This is a genomic window from Chloracidobacterium sp., assembly GCA_016716305.1.
In the GTDB taxonomy this organism is placed as follows: Bacteria; Acidobacteriota; Blastocatellia; order Pyrinomonadales; family Pyrinomonadaceae; genus OLB17.
Window position 1 is genome coordinate 262,321 of the sequence record JADJWP010000001.1, and the last position, 12,485, is coordinate 274,805.

A 12,485-nucleotide genomic window follows, 5' to 3' on the forward strand; every position below is an offset into this window, starting at 1 on the left:
CTAGCAGGCAAATTGGCTACGCTTTTTTACAAGTCGACACGTTGGTAATTATTTATTGGAGCAAGTTATGGCAGAGATCACAGCAAGCGCAGTTAAGTCATTGCGAGAGAAGAGCGGAGCCGGAATGGTCGATTGCAAAAACGCACTCGTCGAAGCTAATGGCGACGAAGTGTCTGCGATGGAGATCCTTCGGAAAAAGGGTATGGCTACCGCAGGCAAGAAAGCAGGTCGTGTAACTGCAGAGGGTGTTGTCGGCTCCTATATTCATATGGGCGGCAAGGTCGGAGTAATGGTCGAAGTGAACTGTGAAAGCGACTTTGTCGCACGCGGCGAAGAGTTTCAGCAGTTGGTCAAGGATGTCGCAATGCATATTGCCGCGTCAGACCCTAGATACGTCAGTCGAGACGAAGTACCAGCTGAGACGCTCGAAAAGGAACGTGAGATACTCCTTGGGCAACTGAAAAACGACCCGAAGAACGCTGGCAAACCGGAAGAGGTTTTGAACAAGATCATCGAGGGCCGTCTGAATAAATTCTACGAAGAATCAGTACTTGTAGATCAACCGTTCGTGAAAGATCCGAGCAAGACGATAGGAGAACTAGTCGGCGAGAAGATCGGTTCGATAAAGGAGAATATAAGCATCCGCCGCTTCACCAGGTACAAAATGGGTGAAGGGATCGAGAAGAAAGTCGACGACTTTGCCGCCGAAGTGGCGTCGATGGTAGGTTAGAAGTTCTATCGTGATTCGCTGTCGTTTCGATGACCGCTCTTGACCTGTTCGCTGCGGTCCAATAGCGAACAATTATGGAACCAGTTTTCAATCGCATCCTGCTTAAACTATCGGGCGAAGCTTTAATGGGCGGCCAGAATTATGGCATCGACACTGCGGTAGCTGAATCTGTAGCTCGCGAGATAAAGGCGGTTCACGACCTTGGCATCGAGGTTGCGATAGTAGTTGGAGGCGGTAATATTTTCCGTGGTGTTTCGAAATCGGCCGGCAATATGGACCGAGCGGCGGCAGATTACATCGGCATGCTCGCAACAGTTATGAACGCGGTCGTACTTCAGGACGCGATGGAAAAACTCCACGTCTTCACTCGAGTGATGTCTGCGATCGATATTCCGCAGCTTGCCGAACCGTTCATTCGACGTCGGGCGATCCGCCATCTTGAAAAGAAACGTGTCGTGATTTTCGCGGCAGGTACAGGCAACCCGTATTTCACTACTGATTCGGCAGCCGCACTTCGTGCCTGCGAGCTCGGCGTGGATGTGATCTTCAAGGCGACAAAGGTCGACGGCATTTACTCGGCCGACCCTAAGATATTTCTCGAGGCCGAAAAGTACGACAAGATAACGTATCAAGAGGTTCTCGAAAAGCGACTGAAGATAATGGACGCTTCAGCGATCTCGCTTTGCATGGATAACAATTTGCCGATCATGGTTTTCAACATGACCCAACCAGGCAACATCATCAAAGCTGTTTGTGGTGACCTTACCGTTGGGACAATGGTTACGCTAGGAGATACAGCTACTTCGGCTTGACCACATTTCAGGAATATGAGTGTAGATACAGTTGTCAAAGAAACTTCACCCAAAATGGATGCGGTGATAGAAGATTTTAAACGAAAGCTTTCTAACGTACGCACTGGCCGAGCGACGGTCGGACTTCTCGACACAGTCCATGTCGATTACTACGGCACGTCGACGCCGCTCATCCAGATGGCATCAGTTGCTGTTCCTGAACCTCAACTCATCACGGTGCAACCATGGGACATGTCTCAACTCGGGGCTGTTGAAAAAGCGATCATTGCCGCAAATCTTGGCTTGAACCCTTCGAATGATGGTAAAGTGATAAGGCTTCCGGTTCCACCGCTTAACGAAGAACGTCGGAAACAGCTTGCCAAGCAGGTTCACGAGATCGCCGAGGACCACCGGATCGCCGTTCGCAACGTCCGTCATGCCTCAAACGACGCATTGAAGAAAATGCTGAAAGAAAAGGAAGTTTCTGAGGATGAAGAAAAGCGCGGCCTTGACGAGGTACAAAAACTTACGAATGCGTTTATCGCCAAGATAGACGAGCTCACGAAAAACAAAGAACACGAGATAATGAGTGTCTGAAACTCTGGTACAATTGGGAATGCGAAGCCTTCGCCAACATCAAACGGCGGAGGCTTTTTTCTTTCTTTAGCTGGCAGATTCGGATATATTACGTGCAGTATCGATTTCGCCCTATAAGATCCGTTCATGAAAAGCCTGTCCAGACTGTTTTCTTTATTTGTTTTCGCCGCCTTGTTCATATTGAACGTGATCCCATGTGGGCCTTCGTATATTACCCCGGTATTCGACATTCGCAAGTCGCCGGAGATCCCATTCGAGAACTTCGCGGCGGGTCAGATCGGAATTGTTAGGCCTACCTTCAGCCGGGCCGTGCTCTTCGCTGCATACCGTTATCTGAATGGCGGTGGCTTCACAAGCGAAGAACAAAAGGCCCTGGTTGAGGTTTGGCGAGCAGATTTCAATAACCGCGATTTTCGTGACGACAGTGTTGATGAGGCAGTAAAAGAGTGGATCGAAACGCGGAAAAGCGTTGTCGATAAAGACGAGAAGATCCCGGATATCTATATTGCTCGTGAATACGGTGGTTACGACTTCTTTCCAAATTGTACGAAAAACGCCTTCGAGACAGCAATTGAAACACTTTCAGATCGAATCAACTTATATGGGACTGCGGATCTCGCGGTAAAGGACTGGGTCAAAGCTCAAGACGTCGTTTTTTCCAATTGCTCCAAAGGACAACAATTGCCACAAGATGCTCCGCAAGGTTCACCGCAGTGGCTTCAGAAGGATCGGTCCTACCAGATCGCGGCGGCTGCGTTCTACTCGATGGAATACGATGATGCGAAGGCACGCTTTTCTGCAATCGCGAACGATCCTGAGTCGCCATGGAGTGAAACCGCCGACTATCTGGTTGCCAGAACCCTGATCCGCAAGGCCAGCCTCGCAAAGACGGAAGACATAGCCAAACCCCTTTACGAAGAGGCTGGACAACACTTGCGTCGATTTGTATCGTCCAGTGGAAAATTCAGCGATTCATCTGAAAAGCTGCTCGCACTTATCAAATATCGAGTCAACCCCGAAGAACGTGTTCGTGAACTCGCGAATCAGTTGGCGTATTATGGCGGAAACCAGAATTTTAGGCAGGACCTCATCGATTACACTTGGTTAATGGACAAGTTTGAATCGAAGGCCCTCCAAGACGAAGATGACAGACTAAGATCTCAGGCCGAGGCTGAAACAAATTCCAACAAGAGCGACGTTGTGCAGAAAGACGATTCTGCCTGGAATGAGGACGCGTTTCAAAAGCGAATCCGAGGAGAGACGCTTAACTTCTTCATCGAAGTCAGCGACAGCGGTGCAAGCTCCAATACTAACACTGCCGGAACATCAAAGATGTTCACTTTTGCTTCAGACCGATCGATCGAGGAAATCCGCGAAAATGTAGAACAATCGATCGGCCGACAACTGACGACGGACGAGATTCGCATGATCGAGAATGCGAAGTCAGAAAGCTACAGGCTTAAGACAAGCTTTCGGAGTCGAACCGACCGCGGTGATCAATACTCTGGTGAGGTTAAGGTCTCGCTCAGACTTCTGCCCGAATTTCTAAGAGAAGATGAGGTCACTGACTGGCTCTTTGCGTATCAGATCGTGGACACGGACGCCTATTCATACTCGCTGTCCAAGTACAAGCAATCGGCGACTGAACTTTGGCTGATGACAGCCTTGTCGAAAGCGACTTCGACGTCGGTTGAAGTCACTCGGCTGCTCGGAGCGGCTTCGCGCGTAAGCCGAACATCGCCGGCATTTCCGACGATCGCATATCACACTGCGAGACTTCACTACGAACAAGGCAAAACCGCCGAAGCAAGAAGGATGATCGATGATGTGTTGGCTTTACCCGCGGAATTGCCAGTATCCTCGATCAACCTGTTTAATGCCCTTCGGCAGAAAATGTCCTCGACGCTCGACGACTATCTTCGATTTGCTTTACGAAGACCTTTTGCGTTTGACTTTGATGGCACTCTAGGCTCTATTGACGAATTCGTAGCAGAACAAAAGAAGTGGTTCGATCCTGATTATAACAAAGAAGGTCGAGAGGCTTACGAACAGAAAGTTGAGGACGAATTCAGAAACGAGAGGCTTTGGCAAGATCGACAGATGTTCGACTATCGCACGGTTCGGACGGTTAATCAGTATTTTCCTCAATCGGTACTGATCGATGCCTATCGTTCACCCGCACTTCCAGAATATCTTAAGGAGCGATTTGCGGTAGCGATCTGGACCCGCGCGGCGCTTCTCAAAGACAATGCGACCGCTGATAGATTTGCACGCGAATTGATGTCGCATCATCCTGAACTCGCAGAGCAGATAAGGAGCTTAATGGCGGCATCTACGCCGACAGCTCGCGAGGACGCAGTGTTGTACTTCATGGTCAAGAATCCGCTGCTTACTCCGTTTGTTGAGGACGGGCTTGGGAAGACAGACAACGACGCTGAGGTATGGGATATTAACGACTGGTGGTGCGAACCGTCCGATAGCGTATACGATGAGGAGGTTGGAGATCTCGTCGAATTGTCTTCGTATTTAAAGCCGGGATTCTTGACACGGGCACAGATCGAAACGGCGGCGAGGGAACGAGCAAGTCTCAAAACTGTTGGCGATGCGCCAAGGTATCTGGCTAATAGCGTCTTGGCGTGGGCTCGCCGCTCGCCCAATGACCGCCGAGTCCCGGAGGCTTTGTACTTGATGCACAAGGCGAACGGCTGGTCGAAATGGGGTTGCGGCAGCAACTTCGATCTTCAGAAGGAGCTTGGAGACATATTGCGCAGAAGATATCCGTCTAGCAACTTCACGCAGATGATGCTCAAGGACGAACTGGACGGTCAATAAGAGATACCCGAACTATCTTGCGTCTTTCTCCGCTTGCTCGGTCTTATACTTATCGAACTGTATTTTGAATTCCTTACACGTTTTGACGAGTTCGGTCGTGTCGGATGCATTTTTCTCGACACTTTCACGGATACCGTCCTTAATCCGATTCAGAACCGTCGCCTTTACGGTCTTTGTGATCACGTCGTCGTCAGGATTGTTCATCTCGATCGTGATCGCATCCATGACCTCGTCGCATTCTGCAATCCCGATCTTCTTTTCGCCGACTGCTACATCGACGGCCTTGTCGGTAACCGTTTTTTCCTTTTGCGAACTGGTCTGAGACTCTCTTTCGCCAGCAAACGGATTCAGTCCGCCACAGCCAAGAACGGCGAACAGTAAGAATGCAACAACGGTCAATAGTTGTATCTGATTTCTCATCGTTTAATACCTACGTCGCAGTTTCACAAAAAGTTCTGTGAGCTTTTGCGGTCAGGTTCCCGATCTTAGGCATTTTCCAGGTTTGCATACTTTTCGATCAGTTTCTTTTGCCCAAATCCCGGGAAACTGACGGTCAATTTCACATTTTCTCCGCTTCCCTCCCGCCGTAACACAAGACCTCTGCCATACTTCTCGTGTCGAACCTGCGATCCTGGGGCAAAACCAGAATTTTCTTTGGATATTTCCTGGTGTTTGCTCGCAGGCTTCGCCGCCGCACGAAGCCTCTCAAGTGCGCTATCTGACTTCGAAGTTGGCTCGACCGTTTCGCTTGACGAAATCTCCTTCACGGTTCGCTTGCTGAAAAACTCGGCGATTGCCTCCGCACTGTTATAGGTCTTTCCGGTATAAGCACTTGGCGATTTTTTCGGTCTGTTTTTTCCCGTTAACGCGGTGAGCTGATTATTTGCCGCTTTAGTCGGCATGCTTTTCGCGTAGGTCAACCAAGACGATCCGTATGAAAGATCCTCGATAAGGTCGATCGGCATCTCATTCAAAAACTGCGAGGGCTCAGCTGCCATTTCCTCACCATAGACCCTGCGCCGCATCGAATGAGTAATGTACAACATGCGTTCGGCTCGCGTGATTGCGACATACGCCAAACGTCGTTCTTCTTCAAGTTCCTTTGTATCGTTGATACTTCTCGAATGGGGGAAAATGCCGTCCTCTAAGCCGACTAGAAACACGATCGGGAATTCGAGCCCTTTTGCAGCATGGACGGTCATCATCGTGACCTCAGCGTCACGGTCAAATTTATCGGTATCAGAAGTCAAGGCTGCATGATCGATGAAATCTCGCAATCCTGTTTCGGCGGACGAATCGTAATCGGCAGCGGCGTTCACCAATTCCTCAAGGTTTTCCAACCTAGCTTCAGCATCGTCGGAATTTTCAGACCTCAACATCATCGAATATCCGCTGTCGTCGATCGCGGCAACAACAATATCGGAAACGCGTCTTTGGGTATCTGCCACCTCGAGGGCTTTCGCCTGAAGTCCTTCGATCAAGCGTTTAAATGCCTTAAGAGCATCCTTCGCTCGAGCGGTCAGATTGACTGGTCCTTGGTGCACTGGATCAGTTACGATCGAGACCGTTTCCCAGAGCGATAACCCACGATGCTTTGCCTGGGACAAAAGTTCGTCGATTGATGTTTTTCCGAGTCCACGAGCAGGCGTATTGATCACCCTCAATAGAGCGATGTCGTCCGAGGGATTGAGAACAAGCTTTAGATACGCGATTACGTCCTTCACCTCCGCGCGTTCGTAAAATGAAAAACCGCCAACAATGTTGTAATCGATACGCAGTCGCCGCAGGGCCTCCTCAAAAACTCTCGACTGCGCATTTGTTCGATACAAAATAGCGATCTTTTCAGATGGATCGTGCCGGCGGTGCTCTTCGATTTTGGACGCAACAAATCTCCCTTCCCCATCAGCATCCGACGCTTGAAAATACAATATCCGTTCACCGCCCGAATTTGACGTCCATAAACGCTTCTTTTTTTGATGGATATTGTTATCGATGATTGAATGGGCTACGTCGAGAATGGTCTGTGTTGAGCGGTAGTTCTGTTCGAGCAAGATCTCCTTAGCATTTGGAAAATGCAGTTCAAAATCGAGGATATTCCTAATATCCGCTTGCCTGAATCCATAGATACTCTGTGCGTCATCACCAACGACGCAAATATTTTGTTGCTTTTCGGTCAGGTACTTTAGCAGCGCGAGCTGAAGCGGATTTGTATCCTGGTACTCATCGACGAGGATGTACTTATATCGATCATTGTATTTATCTCGGACCGCGGATGACTTCCTCAAGAGACGAACGGTTTTAATGAGCAGGTCGTCGAAATCGAGTGCATTGGCCAACTTCAGTCGTTCCTCATACATCCTGAACACCTTCGCTGAAGCAGCTCGTTTTTCATCGGTATGCTCGATCTTGGACGCGAACATTTCGACATCTTCCCCCCTATTCTTTGCAGCGCTGATCGCTGCCCGAACGACACGAGGCACGACCTGCTTTTCATCAATACCAAGATCCTTGATGCAAGCCTTTATCACCTTCTGCGAATCGTCCGTGTCATAAATTGTGAACGACTTTTTGTAGCCCTCCTCAAGCTCCTCGATATCTTGTCGCAGGATCCGAACACACAGGCTGTGAAAAGTTGAAACGAGCGGAAACGAACTCAGTTTCTCGCCTCGCAGCAACTCTCCGATCCGATGCCGCATTTCGCCAGCGGCCTTATTCGTAAATGTAACAGCTAATATGTTATGCGGCGGTATTTTCCTTTCTAGGATTAGGTACGCCACCCTAACGGTGATAACGCGGGTCTTGCCTGACCCAGCTCCGGCAAGTATGAGAAGCGGACCCTCGGTCGTCTTGACGGCTTCGATCTGCTGAGTGTTGAGTGATGAGAGAATGTTCATTACGGGGCTTTTAGCCGAAATTGACTGAACGGAAAGTGCGCTTCTATAGTATCAGGGCCTGAATATCTCTGAACTTCTCATGTCTCGAATCTGCCATCAATTCAAACAGCATCATTTCGACCGATGATTGAATTACACCACTCTGCTGCATTTTCATCATCCCGGTGTGTCTACCACTATCAAACCTCGAGCCGACACAATCGGCCAACAGGTGGACGTGAAATCCGTGATCGATCAGATCATGTGCGGTTTGGCTAACACAGATGTGCGTCTCAAGGCCACAAAGCAATATCTGTTTTGCATTCAACGACTCGATCTTCACATTGAAATCAACTGCTCCAACCGCGCTGAACGTACTCTTCTCAACGATCGCCGAATCATTCGAGAGCGACATCGAGATCTCTTCACACGTCGGTCCCAACCCCTTCGGGTATTGTTCCGTAACGAGGACAGGAACTCCGAGCAGCTTCGCTCCGCTGACTGCTGTCGCGATTCGCGAAGCCAATATCGAGAATTCGCTGATCGCGTTTCGAAATGCCTCCTGAAAATCAACGATCACCAGGACGGATGCACTCTGATTCAAGATACTACGGTGCGACATATAAACATTTTTGATCGCGACAAACGCTCGCTGGTTCAACCCGCGGAATCACAGATCAGCTATCCTCCCGACGATCCGGCAGTTTCTCCTCAAGCCGCTTTTTCTTTTGCGCCATTTCCCTACGGTAGGTTTTCGCGAAGAAATAGACAGCAACTCCGCAGATCAGCAGGATCAACAGCATCATGGCTGCGATAAAGTAAATCTCGGCTTTTCCGGAACCCGGCATCCTTTAAGTTTAGGTTTGCCGGTCCATACATTCAAGCGAGGCAGATGGATTGAAAGATCTCTGGATCGACTCGCAGGAACTAGAGGAACATGAACGATAGGAACAAAATGAAATCTACCGAGAGTCGCTAATGCGGTGGCTGATTTGCAGGAAACGCAGCAAGCGCCGCATCGCCGAGCAAAAGTTGCCGATAGATCTCAGGAACGATCCTTACCTTCTTGTTTTCGTCGGTCACAAGATGGAGGGTTTCACCTTCGGCGATCAATGTCTCATCAGACGCCCGATAAACTTCGTAGATGAACCGTATCGAACGGCTTCGAACCTCAGCAACCTGTGTCCGAACCGTCAATACATCTTCGTAGAATGCGGGCGATTTGTACCGAACGTAACTTTCTGCGACTACCATCAAGGCATTGTCTTCCTCTTCCATCGCCTTGTACGAGAAGCCTTTGGAGCGGCATAGATCGCTACGCCCAGATTCGAACCATATCAAATAGTTCGAGTGGTGGACGATACCCATTTTGTCCGTTTCGGCGTAGCGAACACGGATCTCGGTTTCGTGCCAGCCGTCCATAATGCGGTTGGCTGGGAGACAGGGATTCGAACCCCGATAGGCAGATCCAGAGACTGCAGTCCTACCATTAGACGATCTCCCAGCGTGCTTACTAATTTACGGTTCGCTACTGAACTTTGTCAAATGAATGGGTTATCCGTGTTTCTTGATTAGTTTCAGAAACAAATGCAAAATAAAGGTTTATGTCGTTCGACAAAGAGATAATCAACAACCGGCAGGCATATCACGAGTATCACATACTCGAAAAATTCGAGGCAGGTGCCGTGCTCTTGGGAACAGAGGTCAAGAGCATCATGGCCGGCCGTATCCAATTAAAAGACTCTTACGTTGCGATCAAGGATGGTGAGGTTTGGTTGTTCAACGTCCACATCTCACCCTACTCGCATGGGAACAAACAGAATCACGATCCGATGCGAGTCCGCAAACTGCTGCTCAATCGCAGAGAGATCTCGAGACTAGAAAAGGAAACGACCCAAAAAGGTATGACGATTGTCGTAACGAGCATTTATTGGAAGAACGGTCGGATCAAGTTTGAGATCGGCGTAGCCAAAGGAAAAAAACTATATGACAAGCGAGAATCCGAGATGCGAAAGACGATCGACAAAGAAACCCGTCAACAGTTGAAAGAAAAGTTGAGATAAGTTATAGATATAACAGAAGTTTTAGTGAACATAAATAAATTTTATCTTTGAGGATTCGAATGGAAGTTCAGGGTATTTCAGGCAATTTTTCCGCAGCCGGTGTGGATACGTTGGCGGTCGTCGTGTTTAAAGGTGAAAAGGCGAGTTCTTCGGAAATGAAAGAGCTTGACAAGCTCACGAACGGTCAGATCACTGCGGTGCTCAATTCCGAAGAGATCAAAGGTGATGTCGGAGACGTCGCCTTTCTGCGATTTGCACCAAAGGGAACCGTAAAAGCATCAGGTTTATTGCTTGTAGGTGTTGGCGAAAAGAAAGACTACAAGGCGTCTGGCGTCGCGACAGCTTCGGGAACGGCCACCCGTTATTTAAGAAGCCGCAATGCCAAGAGCTTCGCGTTTATGCCCAGAGCCGAAGGCAACGCGACTGAAATGGTTCAGAACGCGGTTCAGGGTTTTATTACGAGCCAATTCGAGCTTGATAAATACAAGACCAAGGACAAGAACTCAAAATCGATCACAAAGTTGATCGTATGTGTCGGCGAAGCGTCACCATCAGATCTGAAAAAGGGCATCGAACGCGGTCGTGCTATCGGTGAATCGATGAATTTCACGCGTGACCTCGCAAACGAACCTCCGAACATCCTTCATCCGACCGAAATGGCGAAACGAGCCGCGGCAATGGCGAAGCAGGTTGGCCTCAAATGCGAAATACTTGACGAGGCCAAAATGAAAAAGCTGGGGATGGGTTCTCTTCTTAGCGTCTCGCTTGGTTCCGAGCAGCCTGCCAAGTTAATCGTCTTGCGATATGTTCCGGCCCGATCAACATCAAAAAAGGGTGAACTGCTTGCATTGGTCGGAAAGGGCATTACCTTCGACACGGGCGGAATTTCTCTAAAACCGGGCGAAGGTATGGATGCGATGAAATACGACATGTCGGGCGGGGCCACCGTACTCGGCACGATGCGAGCGATCGCTTTACTCAAACCGAGCGTACCAGTTTTGGGGATCGTCGCAGCGGTTGAGAACATGCCCGATGGACGTGCTTCGCGGCCAAGCGACGTTGTCACGGCGTCGAACGGCAAGACGATCGAGATCTTGAACACCGACGCTGAAGGTCGTCTTATCCTCGCCGATGCAGTCGCCTATGCCGAAAAGCTTGGGGCAACGCGGATAGTCGATATGGCCACCCTAACCGGTGCCGTCATTATCGCCCTTGGCGATCAGAACACGGGCATAATGGGTAATGACCAGGGTCTAATTGACAAGTTGATCTCGTGCGGATCGGAAGTTGGCGAAGGATTCTGGCAGTTGCCGCTAAGCCCAGAATATAGCAAGCAGATCCGCTCGGACATAGCCGATATCAAAAACATCGGGCCGCGCGGAAAAGCCGGTACCATCATGGGAGCCGTTTTCATCCAGGAATTCGTCGATAAGGCGAAGTGGGCACACCTGGACATCGCTGGAACCGCATGGTCTGACAGTGCTAAGCCCCACCAGGCAAAGGGCCCGACGGGCGTCGCAGTTCGAACCCTTTTGAAGTTCGTCGAGGCATCGCAGTAGCCACATCCACTGCCACGTTGGGCAAAAGCCGGTCGCAGTAATTGCGGCCGGCTTTTATTGTGACTTTGCTGCTGATCTGCGGTATCATTTCGGGTCGGTTGTTGTGGCTCTGCCCTCTTGACCATGCGAGCTTCCATTCAACACCCTATGCAAAGAAACATCGCTAATTTGTTGATTGCAGGAGCCCTGCTTCTGATCGTAACGGCTTGTTTTTGCCGTTCCGATCGCGATCAACAATCGACCGATGGTGACGAGCCTGAATTGAAACCCGTCGAATCCTCACCGGTAACCAACCGCGAACTGCAGCCTCCCCAATTGCGACAGGATGCCGGCGACTTCATCGTCCTGCAAAGTAAAGAATCCGTCTCACGGTACCGTGCGATCGAGCAACATGTTCAATCGAACAAAATGCTTGAAAAGGCGGCAGAGGATCTCAACCGCGCCCTCATTCTGCCGCACGATATAAAGCTCAGGGCCAGGGACTGTGACGAATCGAACGCGTTTTATGATTCTGAAAGTCGCACGGTAACACTTTGTTACGAATTGATGGAACGGTTTTACAAGACGTTTCGTAATGCTGGAGCGAATGACGAGAAGGCAAAAGAAAGAATGTTCGATGCAACTCGATTTGTCTTTCTTCACGAGATCGGTCACGCACTTATCGACGCATACAAACTACCGATAACCGGGAACGAAGAAGACTCGGCTGACCGTCTTTCGAGTTTTGTAAATCTCACCGAACTGGGCGATGATGGTGTCCGTGCCGTCTTTGCGGCAGCCGATGCTTTTGCAATAGAATCAAAGCAGCGTCAACCGGGTAAACGCCAACTTGCCGACGAGCACTTGTTGCAGGAACAACGATTCTACAATTCGCTTTGTATGATCTATGGTTCCGATCCTGTTAAACACGCGAAAATATTGGATGCCGGCTACCTGCCGAAGGAAAGAGCCGCAAAATGCAAGAGCGAATACCAGCGAACCGTGCAAAGCTGGATTAGCCTGCTTGAGCCTTGGAGAAAAACTGTTCGAAGATAAATTAC

Annotated in this window: 12 protein-coding genes and 1 tRNA gene; 7 read left to right on the top strand and 6 right to left on the bottom strand. The window is 49.6% G+C overall.

The window, feature by feature from the left end; genetic code table 11:
* The first annotated feature begins 67 nt into the window (after positions 1-67).
* The 4 genes from tsf (at position 68) to IPM28_01100 (ending at position 4,950) form a co-directional block, all read left to right on the top strand.
* The gene (tsf, locus tag IPM28_01085) at positions 68-730 is read left to right on the top strand and encodes a translation elongation factor Ts (GenBank protein ID MBK9171594.1); all 663 of its coding nucleotides are present in this window, start codon (positions 68-70) and stop codon (positions 728-730) included.
* 71 nt (positions 731-801) lie between these two features.
* Entirely contained in the window at positions 802-1,542 is a 741-nt protein-coding gene (locus tag IPM28_01090) for a UMP kinase (protein ID MBK9171595.1), read from the top strand.
* Positions 1,543-1,557: 15 nt separating this feature from the next.
* The gene (frr, locus tag IPM28_01095; protein MBK9171596.1) at positions 1,558-2,118 is read left to right on the top strand and encodes a ribosome recycling factor; all 561 of its coding nucleotides are present in this window, start codon (positions 1,558-1,560) and stop codon (positions 2,116-2,118) included.
* Positions 2,119-2,244: 126 nt separating this feature from the next.
* The gene (locus IPM28_01100; protein MBK9171597.1) at positions 2,245-4,950 is read left to right on the top strand and encodes a hypothetical protein; all 2,706 of its coding nucleotides are present in this window, start codon (positions 2,245-2,247) and stop codon (positions 4,948-4,950) included.
* Positions 4,951-4,962: 12 nt separating this feature from the next.
* Here the strand turns inward: IPM28_01100 and IPM28_01105 are convergent, their stop codons facing one another.
* From IPM28_01105 to IPM28_01130, 6 genes are all read right to left on the bottom strand, one after another.
* On the bottom strand, positions 4,963-5,370 hold the full coding sequence (locus IPM28_01105; protein ID MBK9171598.1) for a hypothetical protein: 408 nt from the start codon (positions 5,368-5,370) through the stop codon (positions 4,963-4,965).
* 65 nt (positions 5,371-5,435) lie between these two features.
* Complete coding sequence (locus IPM28_01110) at positions 5,436-7,844, bottom strand: UvrD-helicase domain-containing protein (protein ID MBK9171599.1); 2,409 nt, start codon at positions 7,842-7,844, stop codon at positions 5,436-5,438.
* Between the two features lie 43 nt (positions 7,845-7,887).
* Positions 7,888-8,445 carry an isochorismatase family protein gene (locus IPM28_01115; GenBank protein MBK9171600.1) on the bottom strand — a complete coding sequence of 186 codons (558 nt, stop codon included), beginning with the start codon at positions 8,443-8,445 and terminating at the stop codon, positions 7,888-7,890.
* Positions 8,446-8,500: 55 nt separating this feature from the next.
* Positions 8,501-8,671 carry a hypothetical protein gene (locus IPM28_01120; GenBank protein ID MBK9171601.1) on the bottom strand — a complete coding sequence of 57 codons (171 nt, stop codon included), beginning with the start codon at positions 8,669-8,671 and terminating at the stop codon, positions 8,501-8,503.
* A 127-nt stretch (positions 8,672-8,798) separates the two neighbouring features.
* Entirely contained in the window at positions 8,799-9,245 is a 447-nt protein-coding gene (locus IPM28_01125) for an acyl-CoA thioesterase (GenBank protein ID MBK9171602.1), read from the bottom strand.
* An 8-nt stretch (positions 9,246-9,253) separates the two neighbouring features.
* Positions 9,254-9,327 (bottom strand) — tRNA-Gln (locus IPM28_01130).
* 100 nt (positions 9,328-9,427) lie between these two features.
* On the opposite strand from IPM28_01130, the gene smpB reads away from it, so the two are divergent.
* From smpB to IPM28_01145, 3 genes are all read left to right on the top strand, one after another.
* Complete coding sequence (gene smpB / locus IPM28_01135; GenBank protein ID MBK9171603.1) at positions 9,428-9,886, top strand: SsrA-binding protein SmpB; 459 nt, start codon at positions 9,428-9,430, stop codon at positions 9,884-9,886.
* A gap of 59 nt (positions 9,887-9,945) precedes the next feature.
* Positions 9,946-11,445 carry a leucyl aminopeptidase gene (locus IPM28_01140; GenBank protein MBK9171604.1) on the top strand — a complete coding sequence of 500 codons (1,500 nt, stop codon included), beginning with the start codon at positions 9,946-9,948 and terminating at the stop codon, positions 11,443-11,445.
* A gap of 147 nt (positions 11,446-11,592) precedes the next feature.
* The gene (locus IPM28_01145; protein MBK9171605.1) at positions 11,593-12,480 is read left to right on the top strand and encodes a hypothetical protein; all 888 of its coding nucleotides are present in this window, start codon (positions 11,593-11,595) and stop codon (positions 12,478-12,480) included.
* Positions 12,481-12,485: the final 5 nt, after the last annotated feature.